Source organism: Roseateles toxinivorans (genome assembly GCF_004362525.1).
GTDB lineage: Bacteria > Pseudomonadota > Gammaproteobacteria > Burkholderiales > Burkholderiaceae_C > Paucibacter > Paucibacter toxinivorans.
In genome coordinates this window covers 31821-53365 of sequence record NZ_SNXS01000007.1, presented here as the reverse complement: position 1 = coordinate 53365, position 21545 = coordinate 31821, and the positions used below count along the sequence as shown (strand labels likewise).

Genomic DNA, 21545 nt, shown 5'->3' with positions numbered 1-21545 from the left:
ATGGTGTGGAAAATGAGCGGCGCCTCTCTGCCGTTGCGCCACCTGCTGGTGGCCCTGCTGGTGGTGGCCATCTGGGGCAGCAATTTCGTCGTCATCAAGTTCGCGCTGGGCGAGCTGCCGCCCTTGCTGTTTGCTGCGCTGCGCTTTGCGTTTGCGGTGCTGCCCGCGATGTTTTTCCTGCCGCGCCCGGCGGTCGCCTGGCGCAACCTCGCGGCCTACGGCGTGCTGATCGGTGTGGGCCAGTTCGGCGTGCTGTACCTCGCCATGCGCACGCAGATTTCGCCGGGGCTGGCCTCGCTGGTGATACAGACCCAGGTGTTCTTCACCATTCTCCTGGCGATGCGGGTGACGCGCGAGCGCGTGCAGGGCTACCAGTGGCTGGGTCTGCTGCTGGCCGCCTCGGGCATAGGCGTGATCGCCTCGCACACCGATGGCAGCACCACGGTGGCGGGCCTGGCCATGGTGTTGTTCGCCGCGCTGTGCTGGGCCACGGCGAATATGGTGGGCAAGCACGCCGGCCGCGTGAATATGCTGGCCTATATGGTCTGGACCAGCGCCTGTGCCGTGCCGCCGCTGCTGCTGCTGTCGCTGGTGTTCGAGGGGCCAGCGGCCATCGTCTCCGGCGTGCAGCATCTGAGCTGGCAGGGCTGGGTGGCGGTGCTGTGGCAGAGCTGGGGCAACACCCTGTTCGGCTACGGCATCTGGGTTTGGTTACTGGCCCGCCATGCGGCCGCCACCATCGTGCCCATGGCCCTACTGGTGCCGGTGTTCGGCATGAGCGCGGCGGCCTGGCTGCTGGGCGAGACGATGCCGGCCTGGAAGCTGATCGCCGCCGGCCTGGTGCTCAGCGGCCTGGCGCTGAACCTGTTGTGGCCGCTGCGGCCCTGGCGCAATACCGTCAGCGCGGCCGGAACATCTTGAAGCGGTTCTCCGGCTTGATCTCGAAGTAGTCGGCCGGGCCGCCGCCGCGCAGAATTGGTTGTGCAGCGGCGGTGTCGTAGATGCCGTCCACCAGCAGATGGCTGGCGATGTGTACGCCGATCACCTCGCCCAGCACCAGCCAGCTGTCCACCGCCGTGCCATCGGCACCCTTGAGCTGCAGCAGCTGGCTTAGCTTGCATTCGAAGGCCACCGGGCTCTCGGCGACGCGGGGCACGTTGACCAGCCGTGAGGGCTCGGCCGTCAGCCCGGCCAGCTCGAATTCGTTGACCTCGGGCGGAACGGCCGCGCAGGTCTGGTTCATCTGCTCGGCCAGGGGGCGGGTGGCGAGGTTCCAGACGAACTCGCCCGTCTGCTCGATATTGCGCACCGTGTCCTTGTAGCCGATGCTGGAAAAGCCGATCAGCGGCGGCGTGTAGTTGAAGGCGTTGAAGAAGCTGTAGGGCGCCAGATTGAGCTGGCCGCTGGCGCTGCGGCTGGCGATCCAGCCTATGGGCCGGGGGCCGACGATGGCGTTGAACGGGTCGTGCGGAAGGCCGTGGCCCTGGCGGGGTTCGTAAAAATGCATGGTGGTCTTTGGACGGCTGTTCGGAGGTTTCGCTGCTGCCGGGCGGCGTATGCTGGGCCGCATGAAAGCGTTGTTCGCCATCTTCGCACTGATGTGTTCGGCGGTTGGGCCGGTGGCCGCACAGCCGCCGCGCCAGAACCTCTGGGTCGAGCTGCGCTGGGTGGACAGCACGCTCAGCGGCGCGGTGATGGCTGGTGTGCGCGATGGCGCGGTGGTGGTGGGCACGGCCGGATCGGTGTCGCCGCGCGGCCATGTCAGCGTAAGCACGCAGACCCGGGACGATGCATCGCAGCAGGTGCAGCGCCTGCTGGTGCTCAACGGCCAGCAGGCCAGCCTGCGCCTCACGGAGAGCACGCCGGTGCAGTGGGTGGACTACGGCGTGCAGTTCGATGCCGCCCAGCCGGCGTCGAGCCCAGGCAAGGGCTGGGCGGTGCCGCGCCAGGGTTTGATCGAGCAGACGGGCGGATTCACCGTCACCCCGCAATGGCCCGGCGGCAAGCAGCCAGTGCGGGTCGAGTTCCGCGCGCTCGATGGCGGATCGTCACAGCAGCAGGTGCTAAGCACGGTGCTGATGCCGCTGGACAGCTGGACCGTCGTGGCACGCACCGGTCAGGGCCTGCGGCAACAGCAGCGCGGCGTGACCAGCAGCCGCGATGCCGAGGGGGTCAGCACGCGCGAGCTGCAATTGCGCGTGTCGGTCGCCCCCTGAATCAGCTTGCGGCTATCAGCGCCAGCGTCTCCTCCCGCAGCATCACGACCAAGGCCTCGGCCGCCGGCGAGAGCCGCCGCCCGCGCAAGGTCACCAGGCCCAGCGGTCGCGGCATCACCGGGGCTATCAGCGAGCGGCTCAGCACCTTGGGGCCCCGTGCCACCAGGGCGGCCAGTTCCGGCAGTGCCGCCACGCCCAGGCCGGCGGCGACCATCGCGTTGATGGTCGCCAGGTGCTCGACCTCGTAACGCGGCGCAAAGCGCAGGCCGTTGTGCAAAAAGGCCTCCTCGGTGTACTGGCGCACGCTGGTGGGCGCCGGCATCGAGATATGGGGCAGGTCCTGCGTCTCGTCCCAGCGCAGCGGCCGCCGGCTCTTTGCCAACGGGTGGCTGGCCGGGAGCAGCAGCACGAAGCGGTCCTCGCCCAGCGGTGCGTACTCCAGGTCGGCATAGGCCGGATTGGCGGCGGTCAGCGCAAAGTCGGCCTGGCCGGCGCGCACGCTGTCGAAGGCCGGGTTGGACAGGCTGTCCAGCAACTCCAGCCGCACGCCCGGATGGGCGGCGCCGAAGCGGGCAAAGGCGGCCGGCACGGCGGTGGCGGCCAGCGAGGGCAGGGCGGCCACGCGCACGCGGCCCTCGCGCAGCTCGCTGATGTCGCGCACCGCCTGCACCGCCGCATTGGCCTGCTGGCGCAGCAACCGCACGCGCTCGACGAACACCGCACCGGCCTCGGTCAGCCGCACCGCCCGGGTGCTGCGCTCGAACAGCGCGCTGCCCAGGCTGAGCTCCAGCCGCGTGATCACGCCTGAGACGGCCGGCTGCGACAGATGCAGCCGCTCGGCGGCACGGCGGTAGTTCAGCGTCTCGGCCAGGGTCAGAAAGACGTCCAGCTCGCGCAAAGAGCAATTGATCAGCATGGGTGATCAATTTATCCGAAATGGCGAATGGACGTATCAATACCGCCGACCTAGAGTGCGCCCAGGCCATGAAGGGAGCGAGACATGCAGGACGGAACACTGGGTTTGACGGGTACGCGGGCGGTCGTCGTCGGCGGCGGCACGATGGGCGCCGATGTGGCCGTGGTGCTGCTGCGCGGCGGCCTGCGGGTCACCGTGATCGAGCGCCATGCCGAGCGCCGTGAGGGCCTGATCAGCCATGTGGCCGAGCGCCTGGCGCCGCTGGGCCTGGGCCACTGCATCGCCGATCTGGACGCGGTCGCCGCGCTGGAAGAAGCGGTCTGGCCCGAAGTCGGCCTGGTGATCGAATGCATTCCCGAGCAGCTGCCGCTCAAACAGACTCTGTTCGCTGAGTTGGTGAAGCTCTCCCAGCCCGGCTGCCTGCTGACCAGCAACAGCTCCAGCTTTCCGATCAGCGCCATCGCCGCGGGCCTTGAGACGCAGCCGCGCATGTTCGGCCTGCATTTCTTCATGCCGGCCCATCTGGTGCCGCTGGTCGAGGTGGTGCTCGGGCCGCAGAGCGATGCGGCCGGGGCCGAGCTGCTGTGCGAAGTGATGCGCGGTTGCGGCATGGTGCCGGTGCTGGTGCGCAAGGACAAGCCGGGCTTTCTGGCGAATCGCCTGCAGCATGCGCTGGCCCGTGAGGCCTTTGCGCTGATCGACGAGGGCGTGGCCACGGCCGAGGATGTGGACGCCGCGGTGCGCTTCGGCTTCGGCTTCCGCTTCCTGGCCGCTGGCCCGGTGCTGCAGCGCGACCACGCCGGCCTGGATGTGCATTGCGCCGCCGCGGCGACGATGTACCCCAGCCTGTCCAACACCGACCGGCCCGCCGCCGCGCTGCGAGAGCGGGTCGAGCAGGGGCGGCTGGGCATGAAGACCGGCGGCGGCTTCTTCGACTGGCCGCCCGAGAAGCGCCTGGCCGAACGCAAGCGTTACGACGATCTGCTGCGCCAGGGCCTGGCCCTGCTGGCCGACGAGCTGCCGCCCTACCGAGCCCAAGCCGGGGACAAGCCATGAACGAGCTGATCATCACCGTCGCGCCCAATGGCGCCTACAAGCAGCAGCCCGACCATGCCGCGCTGCCGCTGACCGCCGAGGCGCTGGCGCGCACCGCCAAGCTGTGCTGCGATGCCGGCGCGGCGATGCTGCATCTGCATATCCGCGATGCCCAGGGCCGGCACAGCCTCGATGTCGAGGGTTACCGCGAAGCACTGCGTGTGGTGCGCGCGGCCGTCGGCGACGCGATGGTGCTGCAGATCACCAGCGAGGCGGCCAAGGTCTACGAGGCGCCGGCGCAGATCGCCATGGTGCGCGAGCTGCGGCCCGAGGCCGTGTCGGTGGGCCTGCGCGAGCTGGACCAGCCCGAAATCGGCGAACAGGGCCTGGCCGACTTCTTCGGCTGGCTGGCGGCCGAGCGGGTGATGACGCAGGTGATCCTATACGACACGCAAGACCTGGCCCGCTGGCAGGCGCTGCAGCGCGCCGGCGTGGTGCCCGAGGCGCCCTGGTTCCTGCTCTTCGTGCTGGGGCGATACAGCGCCGGCCAGGTGTCGTCGCCGCACGACCTGCTGCCCTTTGTGATGGCCCACACCGGGCCCGAGCCCTGGGCCGTCTGCGCCTTCGGTGCGGCAGAGCATGCCTGCATGACCACGGCCACCGCGCTGGGTGGCCATGTGCGCGTCGGCTTCGAGAACAACCTGTTCCTGAAGAACGGCGCACCCGCGCCCGACAACGCGGCGCTGGTGCTGCAGGCCGCACAGGCGGCGGACTGCCTGGCGCGGCCGCTGGCCACGGCGCAACTGCTGCGCGAACGTTTTCGCTGAAGCCCTACAACAACGACCGGAGACAAGATGAACAACAAACGCACCACCGTTCTGACGCTCGCCCTGATCGGGCTGGCCGCGCTGACTGGCACGGCACGTGCCGATGAGCCTTACCCCTCCAAGCCGATCCGTTTCGTCGTGCCCTATCCGCCCGGCGGCCCGACCGACCTGATGGCGCGGCTGCTGCAGCCCGAGATGCAGCAGCGCCTGGGCGTGACCATCGTGATCGAGAACAAGGGCGGCGCGGGCGGCAATGTGGGTTCGGCCGATGTGGCCAAGCAGGCGCCGGCCGATGGCTACACCATCCTGCTGGCCGCCAGCGGCCCGATGGCGGTGAACCAGACCCTGTTCAAGACCATGGCCTACAGCCCGCTGACCGATCTGGTGCCGGTGATACAGCTGTCGTCCTTCCCGCTGGTGCTGGAGGTGCATCCGTCGACCGGCATCAAGAACATCAAGGAATTCATCGCCCAGACCAAGGCGCGGCCCGATGCCTTCACCTATGCCTCGGCCGGCAATGGCACGCCCCAGCACCTGGCCGGCGAGATCTACAACAAGGCGGCCGGCACCAGGCTGGGCCATGTGCCTTACCGCGGCGCCGGGCCGGCACTGAACGACCTGCTCGGTGGCCAGGTGAAGGTGATGTTCGATGTGCTGGGCAGCTCGATCCAGTACATCAACACAGGCAAGCTGACCCCGCTGGCCGTCACCTCGGCCCAGCGCAGCCCCTCGCTGCCGAATGTGCCGACGCTGGCCGAATCGGGCTACCCCGGCTTCGAGGTCACCGCCTGGCACGGCATCGCGATGCGCAGCGGCACGCCGCCGGAGATGGTCAAGAAGCTCAACACCACCCTGCTGACGATCTTCAAGGACCCGGCCTTCCGCAAGAAGTGGGAGCAGCTGGGCACGCCCATCGTCGCCGGCACGCCCGAGCAGTTCGGCCAGCTGATACGCACGGAGTCGGTGCGTCTGGGCCGCGTTGTGCGCGAGTCGGGGGCCAGTGTCGATTGATTGACGCTGGCCTTGATCAAGTCTTTAGAATTGGTATTTGATTGGCATTCGTGTTGCGGTAATCTCCGGGCCACTGGAGAGCCATCTTGATACGAAGCACCCTTGTTGCCCTGTGCCTGGCGGCCCTGCTGCCGGCCCACGCCGATACCGCCACCGACCGTCTGTTCAGCGCCAAACCGCAGGACTTCGAGCGCACCGGCGCCAAGGTGGTGGGTGTCTATGTGGCGAACTGGGCTTCTATCAGCCATGTGGAGGCGATCAAGCCGGGCAGCGTCACGCACATCCTCTATGCCTTTGTGCGCGCCTGCGGCCCCGGCCAGCTGCCGGCCGACGCGCCCAAATGCCAGGGCAAGCAGGACTTCCAGCTGGCTACCGGCGAGGTGGATCGCCGCTTTGACCAGGCCTTCGCGCGGCTGAAGGCCCGCGCGCCCCACGTCAAGGTTCTAGCCTCGGTCGGTGGCTGGGGCGGCTCCGACCCCTTTTTCCATCTGGCCAATGACCCGGCGCGCCGCGCCGTGTTCGCCGCCTCGGCGATGCAGTTCCTGCGTGACCACCCGGCCTTCGACGGCATCGACATCGACTGGGAGCACCCGGGCGGCAATGGCGCGGCCAATGGCGTGCAGCTCGGTTCACCGGCCGATGGCCAGGGCTTTGCCGATCTGATGGTGGACCTGCGCGCCGCGCTGGACCGGCTCACCGCCGAGAACGGCCGGCTCTACCAGCTGACGGTGGCCGTCAATCCGATCTCGCTGATCACCGACCGCATCAACTACCGGCAGGCCGCGCCGGCGCTGGACCTGGTGTTCATGATGAGCTACGACTTCTACGGCAACTGGACGCCGGTCGCTGGCAACCACAGCACCTTGAAAAGCTCAAGCCCGACGGCCGACGACAGCCTGGAGCGCGGCGTGCGCAATCTGAAGGCGGCCGGCGTGCCCGCCGCCAAACTGGTGGCCGGCGTGGCCATGTATGGCCGCGGCTTTGCCGGCGTGGCCCAACCGATCACCGGGGCTGCCAAGAGCGGCGGCTATCCGGGCGCCGATGGCTCCACCGGCTACCGCGACATCGCCGCCCGCTACCTGGGCCCCAGGGGCCAGGGCCTGCGCGGCTACAAGCCGGTGTTCGATCCCGTCACCCAGGCCTGGAACCTGTACCACCCGCAGCTGAAATTGTTCATGGGCTATGACGACCCGCGTGCGGTGCTGGCCAAGGGCCGCTTTGTGCGCGAGCAGGGCCTGGCCGGCGTGTTCGCCTGGGAGCTGAGCCAGGACAACGGCGACATCCTGAACGCGATGAATCTGGGCGTGGGCAATCTGGCCTTGCCCTGAATCAAGGTCGGCTTGGCGGCGGCGCGCCAAGATCAACGCTGACACCCTCAGCATGAAAGCGCCGCATGAGCAAACGCATCCTGATCCTCCAGGGCCACCCCGACGCGCTGGCCCCGCACCTTTGCCATGCGCTGGCCCAGGCCTACAGGGACGGCGCCGAACAGGAGGGCCACAGCGTGCGCATGGTCGACGTCGCGGCGCTGGACTTCCCGCTGCTGCGCACCCAGGCCGAATGGGAGCATGGCGAGTTGCCGGCCTCGCTGCTGCAGGCGCAGCAGGACATCGCCTGGTGCGAGCACATGGTGTTCTTCTTCCCGCTTTGGCTGGGCGACATGCCGGCGCTGCTGAAGGGCTTTCTGGAGCAGGTGGCGCGGCCCGGCTTTGCGTTCAAGAAGGAGGGCGGCAACCCCTTCGGCGAGAAGGGCCTCACCGGCCGCTCGGCCCGGGTGGTCGTGACCATGGGCATGCCGGCCCTGCTCTACCGGTTCTTCTTCCGTGCCCACAGCGTCAGGTCGCTGGAGCGCAACATCCTGGGCTTTGTTGGCATCGCACCGATTCACGAGACCCTGATCGGCCTGGTCGGCAACCTCGACGAAGTCGGCGCCCTCAAGCACCTGGCCAAGCTGCGCAAGCTGGGGTCGCAGGCGTCGTGATATGGCCGAGCGGACACTCAACTGTGACACTCACACGGCAGCTGAAACAGGCCGGCTGGCAGTCACTGCGACTGGCGACCCAGCGCAACTGCCAGCTGCCGAACCGCGGATTCGATCTGTGACTCATCGAAGGCCGCAAACCCGAGCACCAACCCCGGTGCGAGCCGGGCATCGGTCGCGTAGCGCGACAGCGCAACTGCCTCGATGCCGGCCGCCATCAACTGCCGTTGAGCAGCGCGATCGTTCCCTCGGGTTCGCAAGCGAACCGCTACATCGAGCCCGGCATCGATAGCGGGCGGTTCGACAAGACCTCGGGCATGACGTCCAATGGCGTGGCGCAAGGCCTGCGCCCTTGCCGCGTACTGCGCGCGGGACCGGCGCAGATGGCGTTCGAAATGGCCGTCGAGGATGAAGCGGGCGGTCATGGCTTGCTCCAGTGCCGGTAGACCGCGACCCAGCAGTGATCGAGCGCGAGTGAACGGCTCAACGAGCGCCTGAGGCAGCACAAGATAGGCCAGACGCAACGCGGGGAACATCAGCTTGCTGAACGTTCCCAGCAGCAGCACACGGTCGTCGCAGTCCATGGACTTGAGCGCAGGGATGGGCCGGGTGCCGTACCGATACTCGCTGTCGTAGTCGTCTTCGATCAGGAACGAGCCAGCACGCGTTGCCCAATTCAGCAGGGCGCTGCGACGCGCCACCGACATGGGCATGCCCAGCGGTGATTGCCGAGATGGTGTGATGCAGGCCAGCCGGGCCTGTGGTGCCAGGCGGATGCCTTCGGCAACTGCCAAGCCCTGATCGTCCACCGGCACGTTCGCAACCCGCAGGCCGTGCGCGGCCATGATGGCGCGGGCGCCCACGTAGCCGGGGTCTTCCAACCAGACGGTCTGGTTGGGGCTGCACAGCAGCCGTACGCTCAGGTCCATGGCCTCTTGCGCGCTGGAGACGACGAGGATCTGCCGCGGATCGGTGGACACGCCGCGCGCAGCAGCCAGGTGACCCGCGATAGCTTCGCGAAGCAGGGGCAGCCCAGTGATCGCTGTGCTGGTCAGATCGCCTGGCGAGAGAGCGCGAGCGCCGTGCGCCGCGAGTTTTCTCCACACATCCAAGGGGAACATGCGCGTGTCCGGCAGGTGAGCCCGGAATGGCACCGCTGCGGTCGCGTTCTCCTGCTGCGGGAACGGCGTGCGCGTCCAGACCTCGCGCACGCCCAGCGCCTCGCTCAGGGGTGTGCCGCGCACCGTCGCTGGGCGCAGCGAGGCGGTCCGTCGCGCAACTTGCGGGCGTTCGGGAAGAACATGGGCAACAAAGGAGCCACGGCCGACGGCGCACTCAAGGTAGCCCTGAGCCGCGAGTTCGTCGTAGATCGCCGTCACGGTGCCCCGCGCCACGCCAATCTGGCTCGCCAGCGCGCGACTCGACGGCAACTTCAACCCGGCGGGCAGGCGCGACTGCAGGATGCCGGCCCGCAGCCCGGCAAACAACCATTGGTGCAGCGATTCGCCGTCGCCGCGCAGCGGCAGTGCCAGTGCATCGGTGGCACCAATGTTCACTGAGATTGGCATAGTGCGAATTCAATAAATTGGCTCTAGTCATTGGACCACCAAATTTCGAGAATCTGTGCTCTGTTCACCACCGAGGATCGGTTTCATGTCGAACCAAGCATTGCAGGCCGTACTGATCGAACACGTTCGTGCTGAGACAGCGCATCAGCTGGAGGCCACATTGGCCACATTGCATCCGGAGTGCCTGTTCGAAGACTACGGGGCTCATCAAGTCTTTCGAGGCCGCGCCGGCGCAGCCCAGCACTACACACAATGGTGGGATGCGTTCGACTTGCTGTTCTCCCGGGGCGAGCACGGTTCCGGTCGCTGGACCACCGACGGCCACTACATCGCCGAGGGCGAGTTCAGCGGCAGACACGTCGGCCCTCTGGGTTCCTTGGCGCCCACCGGCAGGCCGATCACGTTCCGCTTCTGTGTATTCGTGAGCTTCCGCGATGGCCTGCTGGCCTCTGAGCGCTTCTATTACGACCTGGCCGACGTGGCAGCCCAACTTGGGGTGGACGCTGGCGGCTTGCGCGCCGCTTTCGCGTCCGCGCAAGCCGCGGGAGCGCGCGATTGAAGATGGCGCTGATCGGCTCCAGCGGGCTGCCCGGGTGGCCACCCTGCCGCATCTGGTGTCGCGACTTGAAGTCGCGCCAGGGATCATGGGCCTTCGCGCTGGGTGTGCTTGCCGCGTGTGAGCCTCGGCGCGCCGACCTCTGATTGGCCATGCCTTCGGGTGCCGTCGACTTTTTGTCCCCGCAGCGCTTGTGGCCTATCAGCTTGACGCCCTTATCATGGCGCGGCGCGTAGCCACAAGCCGCGTTTCAACAGGGGACGCAACCATGCCGACGAGCTTTTTGCAGGCGCCCACCGGGGCCGCCTATTCCGAACTGCGCCAACACGAGCTGCGCAAGACGCGCATGCTGATGATGGACGGCAGCCTGACCCTGAACTCGCGCACCGCCGAAGGCGGCATCAGCGCACGGGTCTATCAGGACGGCTACTGGGGCTTTGCCTCGGCGCCTGAGGCCGCACAGGCCGCCCGCGTCAGCGACAAGGCGCTGGCCAATGCCCGCGCGATGGCCCGCTTCGGTGCCAAGTCCAGCCTGCCCCTGCCCGGTGGCAGCTACCGCGGCGAGCATGTGTTTGCCGGCCGCAGGGCACTCACACCGGCCGAGTGCCAGCAGCGCCTGGCCGAGCTGCATGCCTGGTGCAAGATCCGCTTCCCGGCGCTGAAGTCCACCCGCTTCCTGCTCGCCGATGAGCATCACAGCAAGCAGCTGGCCACCAGCCTGGGCGGCCAATCGCTGGCCAGCATCCAGCGTGCGCTGTGCTACATCACCTTCATCACCGAAGACGCCCAGGGCTCGCCGGTCGAGCTGTCGCTGCCGCTGTCATGCAAGGGCAGCCTGGCCGATCTGGATCTGTCCATCGCCAAGCTGGCGCCCGAGTTGGAGGGTCTGCACGAGCACCTGATGGCCAAGCGCCATGCCGTGGCCGCACGCGGCGGCCTGCACACGGTGGTGATGGCCCCCGAGCTGGCCGGCATGCTGGCCCACGAGGCCATGGGCCACCCCTGCGAGGCCGACCTGGTGCTGGGCGGCGCGGTGACCCGCGACCTGCTGGGCCAGCGCGTGGCCAGCGAGCTGGTCAGCATGGTCGACCTGGCGCACAGCTACCGGGGCGAGGAGCTGATGATCCCGGTCTATGCCGATGACGAGGGCGTGCCCGGACAGGACGCGGTGCTGATTGACAAGGGTGTGCTCAGCACCTTCATGAACAGCCGCGAGACGGCTGCGCTGCTGGGTCACGCACCCACCGGCAGCGCCCGCGCCTACAACCCGAATGACGAGCCGCTGGTGCGCATGCGCAACACGGCCATCCTGCCCGGCACGTCCAAGCTGGACGAAATGATTGCCGGCGTCGATGACGGCTATCTGCTGATGAAGACCTCCAATGGCCAGGCCGACTCGACCACCGAGTTCATGTTCGGCATCAGCCTGGCCTATGAAATACGCGGCGGCAAGCTGGGCCGGGCGATCCGCGACACCACCCTGTCTGGCTCGGCCATCAAGGTGCTGCAAAGCGTCGACGCGGTCTCCGACGATATGCACTGGACCTGCTCCGGCTACTGCGGCAAGAAGCAGCCCATGGTGGTGTCCATGGGCGGACCGGCCCTGCGTGCCCGCGCACATCTGGGAGGCGAATGATGGAAAAGACCAATCGACTGAGCAATCGACTGCAGGATGCCGCCGAACAGGCGCTGGCGCTGATGCGCGCCCAGGGCTTCGACCAGGCCCAGGTCAGTGCCTCGGCGGTGGTGCAGGACGAGCTCAACATCGCCCACAACCATGCCAGCCTGATGCGCAGCACCGAGTCGCAGAAGCTCTCGCTGCTGGGCCTGATCGATGGCCGCAAGGCCAGCACCGAGCTGACCGAGTTCGGCGTGGAGGGCCTGCGCGAGCGCATTGCCAGCCTGTTCGCGGACGCCAGCGGTGCGCCGCAGGATGCGGCCAATGCGGTTTCTTCAGGTCAGCGGGCGAACATCGTCCAGGGCCCGCAGCAGGGCGATGTGGGCCAACTGGCCGACACGGTGGCCGAACTGCTGGCATTCCGCGAGCGCGAAACGCCGCTGATGATGCTGGACGAAGGGGCGGCCGCCCACCTGCTGGCGCAAAGCCACACGGTGACCAGCGAGGGCAGCGAGCTGAGCTGCAGCCTGGGCTGGTACAGCCTGAGCGCCTTCGGCACCGCCCGCGAGGGCAAGCAGTCCAGCTCGTTCAACTATGCCGGCGGCAACACCGATGATCTGCGTGCGCTGCCGGCGGCCGAGCATTTCGGCATCGGTGAGATGCTGCGCGACACCTCGCAGCAGATCCACACCCGGCCTATCGATGGTAACTTCGTCGGCGAGGTGCTGCTGACGCCACCGGCCGTCGCCGATCTGCTGGCCTGGCTGCAGGGCCAGCTCAGCGATATGCAGCTGATCAACGGCAGCTCGCTGTACCGCGACCAGGTTGGCGCGCAGATCGCCTCGCCGCACTTAAGCCTGCGCAGCCGCTTCGACGCCCCCGGCGTGGCCGCCATCTCGGGCGACGCCTTTGCCACACCGCCGCTGGAGGTGCTGCGCGAGGGCCGGCTCTTGACCCTGACGCCCAGCCTCTACGCCAGCCGCAAGACTGGCCTGCCCCATGTGCCGGTGGCCGGCTCGGGCTGGGAGATCGCGGCGGGCCAGACCTCGCGCGCCGAGCTGCTCGGCGCGATGCCGCGCGGGGCGGTGGTGGGCCGGCTGTCGATGGGCAATCCGGCGCCGAACGGCGATTTCTCCGGCGTGATCAAGAACAGCTTCGGGGTGCAGGACGGGCTGATCGGCCCGGCCCTGTCCGAGGTGATGATCACCGGCAATATCGCGACGATGCTGCGCGAGGTGCGCGCCGTCAGCCGCGAGCGCATAGACACCGGGGCCCTGCTGCTGCCCTGGCTGCGCATCGCCGGCCTGCACTTCTCTTGAGGCTTGCGCGGTTTGTCACTTGTGCGCCTTGCATCAATATGCGGGCTAGCCCTTATTGCTGAGGCCCGGGGGCTGGAACACATTGGTCCGGCCGGGTGCCTGATGAAGGCGCAGCCATAGCGCCTCACTCTCTCGGCCATCCCTCGCCCATCAACAGCAGGAGACAAGCATGAGTCAGAGTTCCATCAAGCCGCCGGCCACCCGCCGCAAGTTCCTCAAGCGCTCGGCCACCGCAGCGGGTGCCGTCGGCGCCCTGGCCACCCCGATGATCTCGACCGCGCAGACCGTCAGCCTGCGCTTCCAGAGCACCTGGCCGGCCAAGGACATCTTCCACGAGTACGCCCAGGATTTCTCCAGGAAGGTCAATGACATGGCCGGCGGGCGGCTGAAGATCGAGGTGCTGCCCTCGGGCTCGGTGGTGCCGGCCTTCCAGCTGCTGGATGCGGTGAACAAGGGCACCCTGGACGGTGGGCATGGCGTCGTCGCCTATCACTACGGCAAGAACTCGGCGCTGGCGCTGTGGGGCTCGGGCCCGTCCTTCGGCATGGACCCGAACATGCTGCTGGCCTGGCACAACTACGGTGGCGGCAAGGCGCTGCTGGACGAGATCTACAAGTCGCTGAGCATGGACGTGGTGTCCTATCTCTACGGCCCCATGCCCACGCAGCCTCTGGGCTGGTTCAAGAAGCCGGTGTCCAAGGTGGCCGACATGAAGGGCCTGAAGTTCCGCACCGTGGGCCTGGCGGTGGATATCTTCACCGAGCTGGGCACGGCGGTGAATCCGCTGCCCGGCGGCGAGATCGTTCCGGCGCTGGACCGCGGCCTGATCGATGCGGCCGAGTTCAACAATGCCTCCAGCGACCGGCTGCTGGGCTTCCCCGACGTGGCCAAGAACTGCATGCTGCAGAGTTTCCACCAGAGCGGCGAGCAGTTCGAGATCCTGTTCAACAAGAGCAAGTACGACGCGCTGCCGGCCGAGCTGCGCGCCATCATCGACTATGCCGTGCAGGCCGCCAGCGCCGACATGAGCTGGAAGGCGATACAGCGCAACTCGCAGGACTACATCGAGCTCAAGACCAAGGACAAGGTCAACTTCTACAAGACGCCGGACGCCATCCTGCGCGCGCAGCTCGAGGCCTGGGACAAGGTGATCGCCAAGAAGGGCGGCGAGAACCCGCTGTTCAAGAAGGTGCTTGACTCCCAGCGCGAGTTCGCCCGCCGCGCCGGCCAGTGGCAGAACGACTACACGGTCGACTTCAAGATGGCCTGGAACCACTACTTCGGGAAGAAGTGACCGACCCACCCCCGAAGCGCTGACGCGCTTCCCCCTCGAGGGCGCGCCCAGCGGCCCGGCAAAGCCGGTTCCGCGGGCGCTGCTTGGTCCGAGAGGGTCTGCGCACCAAAAAGGATGTCGCTGATGCAAGCTGTACTGCTGGCGGTGGACAGGCTGTCCACCTGGCTGGGTCAACTGTTCGCCTGGCTGGTCGTTCTGCTGACCGGCCTGATCACCTGGGAGGTGTTCTCCCGCTACGCGCTGAACGAGCCCCATGCCTGGGTGCTTGACGTGCAGATCATGCTGTACGGCACCATGTTCATGATGGCCGGCGCCTACACGCTGGCCAAGAACAACCATGTGCGCGGCGACGTGCTGTACAGCTTCTTCATGCCGCGCACCCAGGCCTGGGTGGACCTGATCCTCTATGGCCTGTTCTTCCTGCCCGGCATCGTGGCCCTCACCTGGGCCGGCTGGAACTATGCGTCCGAGGCGCTGGCCATACGCGAACAGACCTTCTCGGCCTATGCGCTGCCGCTGTATCCGTTCAAGTTCGTGATCCCGATCGCCGGCGGCATGCTGCTGCTGCAGGGGCTGGTCGAGATCGTGCGCTGCCTGAGCTGCATCAGGACAGGCGAGTGGCCCTCTCGTGGCGAGGATGTGGTCGAGGTCGATGTGGAGAAGCTCAAGGCCATGGTTCACGTCAAGGACGAGGACATTGCCGCCCTGGACCAGTATGTCGCGCCCGGGGGCAAGCCATGAAGATACGCAAGGAACTCTGGTTCGGCTTCAGCCTGATGGCGGTGATCTTGCTGGGCGTGGTCTACATGCTGGTCTCGGCGCCCGAGATCACCCGCGGGCATCTGGGCCTGCTGATGCTGTCGCTGGTGGTGGTGGCCATCATGCTGGGCTTTCCCACCGCCTTCACGCTGATGGGCATGGGCATGATCTTCACCTGGCTGGCCTATGACAGGGACACCGGCAAGACGCTGACCCTGATGGTGCAATCGGCCTTCAAGGTGATGAGCAACGATGTGCTGATCTCCATCCCCCTGTTCGTCTTCATGGGCTATCTGGTCGAGCGGGCCAATCTGATCGAGAAGCTGTTCCGCTCGCTGCACCTGGCCCTGGCCCGCGTGCCGGGCTCGCTGGCCGTGGCCACGCTGTTCACCTGCGCCGTGTTCGCCACCGCCACCGGCATTGTCGGCGCCGTTGTCACCCTGATGGGCCTGCTGGCCCTGCCGCAGATGCTGAAATCGGGCTATGACGTCAAGCTCTCGGCCGGCGTCATCACCGCCGGCGGTTGCCTGGGCATCCTGATTCCGCCCTCGGTGATGCTGATCGTCTATGGCGCGACGGCCGGCGTGTCGGTGGTGCAGCTGTACGCCGGTGCCTTCTTCCCCGGCATCATGCTGGCCGGGCTCTACATCCTCTACGTCATCATCATCGCCAAGCTCAAGCCCCATCTGGCGCCGCCGCTGTCGGCCGAGGGACGCTTCGTGCCGCTGCCGCCGTTGACGCAGCAGGTGTCGGACACGATCTCCAACCGCGCGCTTCCCGCATTGCTGGGCGCACTGAAGGGCCGACGCAATCTCCAGGTGCCCACGGCCTATGTGCTGCGCCAACTGCTGGTGACCCTGCTGCCGCTGCTGCTGTTCGCCGTGGTGGCCGGCCTCAGCTATCGTGCGGCCACCGCAGCGCCCGAGGCGGTGGCGGTGTTCCAGCCCGAGGCTGAAGAGAAGGTCGACGAGGGCAGCACCGGCCTGAAGGAGCCCGGCGGACTGCAAGAGCCCCCCGGCAGCTCGGCGGCCGACAGTGGCGGCGGCGCGCTGGCTCTGCCGCCCGGCGCAGAGGACGAGGCGGCCAGTGCGCCGGCGGCACTGGCCAGCGCCCCGGCCGAAGTCCCGGTAGCGCCGCCGGAGCGCCATCCCGCCTCGGCCGGCTTCTGGATCGGCCTGGCCGTGGGTGCTGCGGCGCTGATCGGCTTCTACGCGATGCTGAGCTTCCAGCGGCTTGAGATCTTCAAGATGCTCTTGGCCTCCTTCTTCCCGCTGATGGTGCTGATACTGGCCGTGCTGGGCTCCATCGTGTTCGGCCTGGCCACGCCCACCGAGGCGGCGGCCGTCGGCGCGGCCGGGGGCCTGCTGCTGGCGGCGGCCTACCGGCAGCTCAACTTCAGTGTCGTCAAGGAGTCGGTGTTCCTGACCGCCAAGACCAGCGCGATGGTCTGCTGGCTGTTCGTCGGCAGCGCCATCTTCTCGGCCGCCTTTGCCCTGCTCGGGGGCCAGGAGCTGGTCGAGCAATGGGTGCTGGGCATGAACCTCACCAAGACCCAGTTTCTGGTGCTCTCGCAGGTAATCATCTTTGTGCTCGGCTGGCCGCTGGAGTGGACCGAGATCATCGTCATCTTCATGCCCATCTTCATTCCACTGCTTGACAACTTCGGCGTCGATCCGCTGTTCTTCGGTCTGCTGGTGGCGCTGAATCTGCAGACCGCCTTCCTCTCGCCGCCGGTGGCGATGGCGGCCTTCTACCTGAAGGGCGTCAGCCCGCCCCATGTGACGCTGAACCAGATCTTCCTGGGCATGCTGCCCTTCATGGGCATACAGGTGATTGCCATCGTGCTGCTCTACAACTGGCCGCAGATCGGCCTGTGGCTGCCGCAGGTGCTTTACAAGTAGCGGGCACCCATACCCGGCGTCTATGGCCTGCCCGTGATTTGGAATCATGGGCATGGCCTGACCCCGGGCTTTCTCGCACGGGACGGCGCCGCCGTGGTGCCACAATCGGCGGCACCGCCAACGAGGAGCCGCCCATGACGTTCGCCAAGACCTCTGCCATCACCCGCCGCGCCGCCGGCACCGTGCTTGCCGCCAGCCTGTTCGCCGCCTACGGCCTGAATCCGGCGCTGGCCGCCACGCCCAAGGACACCCTGGTGGTGGCCTTCGCCTTCGACGACATCATCTCGGTCGATCCGGCCGAGGTGTTCGAGATTTCCGGCGGCGAGATCATGGGCAATACCTATGACCGCCTGGTGCGCTTCGATGTCAGCGACCCGTCCAAGCTGATCGGCGACCTGGCCAAGAGCTGGACGGTCTCGGCCGATGGCAAGACCTTCAGCTTCGAGCTCAAGGACGGACTCAAGTTCGCATCGGGCAATCCGATCACGGCCGAGGACGTGGTGTTCTCGCTGCAGCGCTCGGTGATGCTGGACAAGACCCCGGCCTTCATCCTGACCCAGTTCGGCTGGAGCAAGGCGGCCGTGGCGGACAAGGTCAAGCAGACCGGCAAGCTGACACTGACGCTGGAGACCGACAAGACCTATGCCCCCAGCTTCGTGCTGAACTGCCTGACGGCCAATATCGCCGCCGTCGTGGACAAGAAGCTGGTGATGAGCAAGGAGGTCAACGGCGACATGGGCTACGCCTGGCTGAAGACCAACTACGCCGGCTCGGGCCCGATGAAGCTGCGCGAGTGGCGTGCCAACGAGATCGTGGCGCTGGAGCGCAATGACAACTACTGGGGGCCGAAGCCCGCGCTGGCCCGGGTGATCTACCGCCATGTGAAAGAATCGGCCACGCAGCGCCTGCTGCTGGAAAAGGGCGATGCCGACATCGCGCGCAACCTGACCCCGCAGGACCTGGATGCGCTGGCCGCGAACAAGGGCGTCTTGACCACCTCCACGCCCAAGGGCACGGTCTATTACATCAGCCTGAACCAGAAGAACGCGAACCTGGCCAAGCCCGAGGTGCGCGAGGCCTTCAAGTGGCTGGTCGACTATGACGCGATCGGCGCCACGCTGATCAAGAACATCGGCGTCGTGCACCAGAACTTCCTGCCGGTGGGCCTGCTGGGTGCCAGCACCGTCAAGCCCTACAAGCTGGACGTTGACAAGGCCAAGGCGTTGCTGGCCAAGGCCGGCCTGCCCAACGGCTTCAAGGTGACCATAGACACGCGCAGCATCCAGCCGGTGCAGGGCATCGTCGAGGCGATACAGCAGACTGCCAAGCGCGCCGGCATCGAGATGGAGATCATTCCCGGCGACGGCAAGCAGACCTTGACCAAGTACCGCGCCCGCACCCACGATATGTATGTCGGCCAGTGGGGCGCCGATTACTGGGACCCGCACACCAATGCCGATACCTTCGCCCGCAACCCCGACAACAGCGACGACGCCAAGAGCAAGCCGTTGACCTGGCGCAATGCCTGGGCCATCCCCGAGATGACCAAGAAGGCCGACGCCGCGGTGCTGGAGCGCGATGCCAACAAGCGCAAGGCCCTGTACACCGAGATCCAGGACGAGTTCCGCAAGACCAGCCCCTTCATCATGCTGTACCAGCAGACCGAGGTGGCGGCCTACCGCAGCAATGTGGATGGCCTGAAGATCGGCCCGACCTCGGACTCGACTTATATGTTCAAGGTCACCAAGCGCTGATACATCGGTGACTCAAGCGCAACTGAGCGCCCGGCTGAATGCGCTGGGCCGCTTCCTGCTGGTCATCGTCCTGACCTATCTGGGTCTGCTGGCGGTGACCTTCTTCATCGGCCGGGTGATACCGGTCGACCCGGTGCTGGCCATCGTCGGCGACCGCGCGCCCGAGCATGTGATTGCCCGCGTGCGCGAGGAGCTGGGGCTGAACAAGCCGCTGTGGGAGCAGTTCTACATCTACGTCAGCAAGGTGCTGCAGGGCGACTTCGGCACCTCGGTGCTGACCTCCAACCCGGTGATGCAGGACATCCGTCGCGCCTTCCCGGCGACCTTGGAGCTGGCTACCGTGGGCATCGTCATCGGCGCAGGCATCGGCGTGCCGCTGGGTGTGTGGGCAGCGGTGCGGCGCGGTGGCCTGGTCGATCAGGGCGTGCGCATCATGGGCCTGGTCGGCTACTCGGTGCCCATCTTCTGGCTGGGCCTGATGGCCCTGGTCGTGTTCTATGCCAAGCTGGGCTGGGTCAGCGGGCCGGGTCGCATCGATGTGGCCTATGAGTTCACGTTGACGCCGGTGACCGGTCTGATGCTGCTGGACACGGCCCTGGCCGGTGAGTGGGAAGCGTTTCGAAACGCCTTCTCGCACCTGATACTGCCCGGGGCGCTGCTGGGCTACTTCTCGCTGGCCTACATCAGCCGCATGACGCGCTCCTTCATGCTCAACGAACTGGCGCAGGAGTATGTGGTGGCGGCGCGGGCCAAGGGCCTGAGCGAGAGCCGCATCATCTGGCGCCATGCGCTGCGCAACGCGATGGTGCCGCTGGTCACGGTAATCGCGCTGTCCTACGCCGGCCTGCTGGAGGGCTCGGTGCTGACCGAAACCGTGTTCGCCTGGCCGGGCCTCGGGCTCTACATCACCAACTCGCTGCAGAACGCCGACATGAATGCGGTGCTGGGCGGCACCATCATCGTCGGCTCGATCTTCATCGGGCTGAATCTGCTGTCCGATGTCTTGTACCGGCTGCTCGACCCGAGGACGCGCATCAAATGAAGGCGACCGCAGACTTGCATCAGTGGCTGATGTCGGACCGGCCGGCCTCGCGGCGCCAGGCCGCGCTGGGGCGTTTCTATGGCGGCTGGCGGGTGTTCGCGCGCAACCGCCTGGCCATGCTCGGGCTGTTCATCGTGTTGGCCCTGGTGCTGATGGCGATCTTCGCGAATCAGCTCGCGCCCTATGCACCCAGCGTCGGCGACCTGATGACCACACGGCTGCTACCGCCGTCGAGCGCGCACTGGTTCGGCACCGATGACCAGGGTCGCGACATCCTTTCGCGCCTCATCCATGGCTCGCGCATCACGCTGTTCGTGGTCGTGCTGGTGGCGGTGCTGGCAGCTCCCATCGGCCTGATCGTCGGCACGGTGGCCGGCTATGCGGGCGGCCTGCTCGATGCCACGCTGATGCGCATCACCGACATCTTCCTGGCCTTTCCGCGGCTGATACTGGCGCTGGCCTTTGTCGCCGCCTTGGGCCCGGGCATAGAGAACGCGGTGCTGGCCATCGCCATCACCTCCTGGCCGCCCTACGCGCGCATCGCGCGGGCCGAGACCCTGACGATTCGGCAGACCGACTACATCGCCGCCGTGCAGCTGATCGGGGCCTCGCCCTGGCGCATCGTGCTGCGCCACATCATGCCGCTGTGCGTGTCCTCGGTGATCGTGCGCGTGACGCTGGACATGGCCGGCATCATCCTCACCGCCGCCGGCCTGGGCTTTCTGGGCCTGGGTGCGCAGCCGCCCAGCCCCGAGTGGGGCGCGATGATCGCCGCCGGCCGCGCCTATGTGCTGGACCAATGGTGGGTGGCCGCCGGGCCGGGCCTGGCGATCTTCGTTGTCAGCCTGGCCTTCAATCTGCTGGGCGACGGCCTGCGCGATGCGCTTGATCCGAAGGGCACGAAATGAGCGAGCCCTTGCTGGTCGTCGATGACCTGCGCGTCAGCTTCCCGAATCGCGACGGTGGCCTGTTTGAAGCGGTGCGCGGCGTGTCCTTCACCCTGGGCCGCGAGCGGCTGGGCATCGTCGGCGAATCGGGTTCCGGCAAGTCGCAGACCGGCCGGGCCATCCTGGGCCTGTCGGCCGCCGAGGCGCAGATCAGCGCCAAGCGGCTGGCCTTCAAGGGCACGGACCTGCTGGGCTGCTCGGCGCAGGAGCGGCGTGAGCTGCGCGGCGGGCGCATTGCGATGGTGTTGCAGGATCCGAAGTACTCGCTGAATCCGGTGATGAGCATCGGCGACCAGATCGTCGAGACCCTGCAGGCCCATGCCCGGGTGTCCGGCGCGGAAGCCCGCGCCAAGGCCCTGGCGGCCCTGGCCGCGGTCAGCATCGAGGACCCGGCGCGCGTGTTCAAGCTCTACCCGCATGAGGTCTCCGGCGGCATGGGCCAGCGGGCGATGATCGCGATGATGCTGATCGCTGATCCGGAGCTGCTGATCGCCGACGAGCCGACCTCGGCCCTGGACGTCACCGTGCAACTGCAGGTGCTGGCCATCCTCGACAAGCTCGTCGCCGAGCGCGGCATGGGCCTGATCTTTGTCTCGCACGACCTGCGCCTGGTGTCCAGTTTCTGCGACCGCATCCTGGTGATGTATGCCGGCCGCGTGGTCGAGGAGGTGCTGGCCAGGGACCTGCACCAGGCGAAACATCCCTATACCCGAGGCCTGCTGAACTGCCTGCCGGTGCTGGGCGCGGCCCGCCATCCGCTGCCGACGCTGGACCGCCAGCAGGAGTGGAAGCTTTGATCGC

General features: G+C 67.1%; 20 protein-coding genes. 17 read left to right on the top strand and 3 right to left on the bottom strand.

The features are described 5' to 3' along the window. Window positions 1-27 precede the first annotated feature (27 nt). Window positions 28-921, top strand: a complete 894-nt coding sequence (locus DES47_RS22130; RefSeq protein WP_208115090.1) for an EamA family transporter — start codon at window positions 28-30, stop codon at window positions 919-921. Here the strand turns inward: DES47_RS22130 and DES47_RS22125 are convergent. Then, window positions 899-1507 carry a flavin reductase family protein gene (locus DES47_RS22125; protein WP_133702945.1) on the bottom strand — a complete coding sequence of 203 codons (609 nt, stop codon included), beginning with the start codon at window positions 1505-1507 and terminating at the stop codon, window positions 899-901. The genes DES47_RS22130 and DES47_RS22125 overlap by 23 nt on opposite strands. A 61-nt stretch (window positions 1508-1568) precedes the next feature. On the opposite strand from DES47_RS22125, the gene DES47_RS22120 reads away from it, so the two are divergent. After that, window positions 1569-2216 carry a hypothetical protein gene (locus DES47_RS22120; RefSeq protein ID WP_133702944.1) on the top strand — a complete coding sequence of 216 codons (648 nt, stop codon included), beginning with the start codon at window positions 1569-1571 and terminating at the stop codon, window positions 2214-2216. A 1-nt stretch (window position 2217) separates the two neighbouring features. Here DES47_RS22120 and DES47_RS22115 read toward each other — a convergent pair whose 3' ends face one another. Beyond that, complete coding sequence (locus DES47_RS22115) at window positions 2218-3132, bottom strand: LysR family transcriptional regulator (protein ID WP_133702943.1); 915 nt, start codon at window positions 3130-3132, stop codon at window positions 2218-2220. 84 nt (window positions 3133-3216) lie between these two features. On the opposite strand from DES47_RS22115, the gene DES47_RS22110 reads away from it, so the two are divergent. The 5 genes from DES47_RS22110 (at window position 3217) to DES47_RS22090 (ending at window position 7986) form a co-directional block, all read left to right on the top strand. Further along, window positions 3217-4188: a 3-hydroxyacyl-CoA dehydrogenase family protein gene (locus DES47_RS22110; protein ID WP_133702942.1), complete on the top strand. Its 972-nt coding sequence runs from the start codon at window positions 3217-3219 to the stop codon at window positions 4186-4188. After that, window positions 4185-4994, top strand: a complete 810-nt coding sequence (locus tag DES47_RS22105) for a beta-keto acid cleavage family enzyme (RefSeq protein ID WP_133702941.1) — start codon at window positions 4185-4187, stop codon at window positions 4992-4994. The genes DES47_RS22110 and DES47_RS22105 overlap by 4 nt, the downstream gene beginning before the upstream one ends. 27 nt (window positions 4995-5021) lie before the next feature. Then, the gene (locus DES47_RS22100) at window positions 5022-6005 is read left to right on the top strand and encodes a Bug family tripartite tricarboxylate transporter substrate binding protein (protein ID WP_133702940.1); all 984 of its coding nucleotides are present in this window, start codon (window positions 5022-5024) and stop codon (window positions 6003-6005) included. An 86-nt stretch (window positions 6006-6091) separates the two neighbouring features. Beyond that, window positions 6092-7333 (top strand): glycoside hydrolase family 18 protein, encoded by a 1242-nt coding sequence (locus DES47_RS22095; RefSeq protein ID WP_166652122.1) that lies wholly within the window; start codon window positions 6092-6094, stop codon window positions 7331-7333. Window positions 7334-7398: 65 nt separating this feature from the next. Next, entirely contained in the window at window positions 7399-7986 is a 588-nt protein-coding gene (locus DES47_RS22090) for an NAD(P)H-dependent oxidoreductase (RefSeq protein ID WP_133702938.1), read from the top strand. 62 nt (window positions 7987-8048) lie between these two features. On the opposite strand, the gene pdxR is transcribed toward DES47_RS22090, so the two are convergent. After that, entirely contained in the window at window positions 8049-9542 is a 1494-nt protein-coding gene (gene pdxR / locus DES47_RS22085; RefSeq protein ID WP_208115084.1) for a MocR-like pyridoxine biosynthesis transcription factor PdxR, read from the bottom strand. 97 nt (window positions 9543-9639) lie between these two features. On the opposite strand from pdxR, the gene DES47_RS22080 reads away from it, so the two are divergent. From DES47_RS22080 to DES47_RS22035, 10 genes are all read left to right on the top strand, one after another. Beyond that, complete coding sequence (locus DES47_RS22080; RefSeq protein WP_133702936.1) at window positions 9640-10113, top strand: ester cyclase; 474 nt, start codon at window positions 9640-9642, stop codon at window positions 10111-10113. A gap of 265 nt (window positions 10114-10378) precedes the next feature. Continuing rightward, complete coding sequence (locus DES47_RS22075) at window positions 10379-11746, top strand: TldD/PmbA family protein (RefSeq protein ID WP_166652121.1); 1368 nt, start codon at window positions 10379-10381, stop codon at window positions 11744-11746. Beyond that, window positions 11746-13047 (top strand): metallopeptidase TldD-related protein, encoded by a 1302-nt coding sequence (locus tag DES47_RS22070; RefSeq protein ID WP_166652120.1) that lies wholly within the window; start codon window positions 11746-11748, stop codon window positions 13045-13047. The genes DES47_RS22075 and DES47_RS22070 overlap by 1 nt, the downstream gene beginning before the upstream one ends. Window positions 13048-13216: 169 nt before the next feature. Beyond that, window positions 13217-14341, top strand: a complete 1125-nt coding sequence (locus tag DES47_RS22065; protein ID WP_133702933.1) for a TRAP transporter substrate-binding protein — start codon at window positions 13217-13219, stop codon at window positions 14339-14341. Between the two features lie 123 nt (window positions 14342-14464). After that, on the top strand, window positions 14465-15082 hold the full coding sequence (locus DES47_RS22060; protein ID WP_133702932.1) for a TRAP transporter small permease subunit: 618 nt from the start codon (window positions 14465-14467) through the stop codon (window positions 15080-15082). Beyond that, entirely contained in the window at window positions 15079-17001 is a 1923-nt protein-coding gene (locus tag DES47_RS22055; protein WP_133702931.1) for a TRAP transporter large permease, read from the top strand. The genes DES47_RS22060 and DES47_RS22055 overlap by 4 nt, the downstream gene beginning before the upstream one ends. Before the next feature lie 134 nt (window positions 17002-17135). Beyond that, complete coding sequence (locus DES47_RS22050; RefSeq protein ID WP_133702930.1) at window positions 17136-18755, top strand: ABC transporter substrate-binding protein; 1620 nt, start codon at window positions 17136-17138, stop codon at window positions 18753-18755. A gap of 22 nt (window positions 18756-18777) precedes the next feature. Further along, window positions 18778-19797, top strand: coding sequence for an ABC transporter permease (locus tag DES47_RS22045; RefSeq protein WP_425057481.1), 1020 nt, complete (start codon window positions 18778-18780; stop codon window positions 19795-19797). After that, window positions 19794-20705 carry a nickel transporter permease gene (gene nikC, locus DES47_RS22040; RefSeq protein WP_133702928.1) on the top strand — a complete coding sequence of 304 codons (912 nt, stop codon included), beginning with the start codon at window positions 19794-19796 and terminating at the stop codon, window positions 20703-20705. Before DES47_RS22045 ends, nikC begins: the two co-directional genes overlap by 4 nt. Beyond that, entirely contained in the window at window positions 20702-21541 is an 840-nt protein-coding gene (locus DES47_RS22035) for an ABC transporter ATP-binding protein (RefSeq protein WP_133702927.1), read from the top strand. The genes nikC and DES47_RS22035 overlap by 4 nt, the downstream gene beginning before the upstream one ends. The last annotated feature ends 4 nt before the right edge of the window (window positions 21542-21545 follow it).

Excerpts from the sequence above, each read along its gene's own strand:
- DES47_RS22125 (WP_133702945.1), bottom strand. The coding sequence starts at position 1,507 with ATGCATTTTTACGAACCCCGCCAGGGCCACGGCCTTCCGCACGACCCG.
- DES47_RS22120 (WP_133702944.1), top strand. The coding sequence starts at position 1,569 with ATGAAAGCGTTGTTCGCCATCTTCGCACTGATGTGTTCGGCGGTTGGG.
- DES47_RS22115 (WP_133702943.1), bottom strand. The coding sequence starts at position 3,132 with ATGCTGATCAATTGCTCTTTGCGCGAGCTGGACGTCTTTCTGACCCTG.
- DES47_RS22110 (WP_133702942.1), top strand. The coding sequence starts at position 3,217 with ATGCAGGACGGAACACTGGGTTTGACGGGTACGCGGGCGGTCGTCGTC.
- DES47_RS22105 (WP_133702941.1), top strand. The coding sequence starts at position 4,185 with ATGAACGAGCTGATCATCACCGTCGCGCCCAATGGCGCCTACAAGCAG.
- DES47_RS22100 (WP_133702940.1), top strand. The coding sequence starts at position 5,022 with ATGAACAACAAACGCACCACCGTTCTGACGCTCGCCCTGATCGGGCTG.
- DES47_RS22090 (WP_133702938.1), top strand. The coding sequence starts at position 7,399 with ATGAGCAAACGCATCCTGATCCTCCAGGGCCACCCCGACGCGCTGGCC.
- DES47_RS22080 (WP_133702936.1), top strand. The coding sequence starts at position 9,640 with ATGTCGAACCAAGCATTGCAGGCCGTACTGATCGAACACGTTCGTGCT.
- DES47_RS22075 (WP_166652121.1), top strand. The coding sequence starts at position 10,379 with ATGCCGACGAGCTTTTTGCAGGCGCCCACCGGGGCCGCCTATTCCGAA.
- DES47_RS22070 (WP_166652120.1), top strand. The coding sequence starts at position 11,746 with ATGGAAAAGACCAATCGACTGAGCAATCGACTGCAGGATGCCGCCGAA.
- DES47_RS22065 (WP_133702933.1), top strand. The coding sequence starts at position 13,217 with ATGAGTCAGAGTTCCATCAAGCCGCCGGCCACCCGCCGCAAGTTCCTC.
- DES47_RS22060 (WP_133702932.1), top strand. The coding sequence starts at position 14,465 with ATGCAAGCTGTACTGCTGGCGGTGGACAGGCTGTCCACCTGGCTGGGT.
- DES47_RS22055 (WP_133702931.1), top strand. The coding sequence starts at position 15,079 with ATGAAGATACGCAAGGAACTCTGGTTCGGCTTCAGCCTGATGGCGGTG.
- DES47_RS22050 (WP_133702930.1), top strand. The coding sequence starts at position 17,136 with ATGACGTTCGCCAAGACCTCTGCCATCACCCGCCGCGCCGCCGGCACC.
- nikC (WP_133702928.1), top strand. The coding sequence starts at position 19,794 with ATGAAGGCGACCGCAGACTTGCATCAGTGGCTGATGTCGGACCGGCCG.
- DES47_RS22035 (WP_133702927.1), top strand. The coding sequence starts at position 20,702 with ATGAGCGAGCCCTTGCTGGTCGTCGATGACCTGCGCGTCAGCTTCCCG.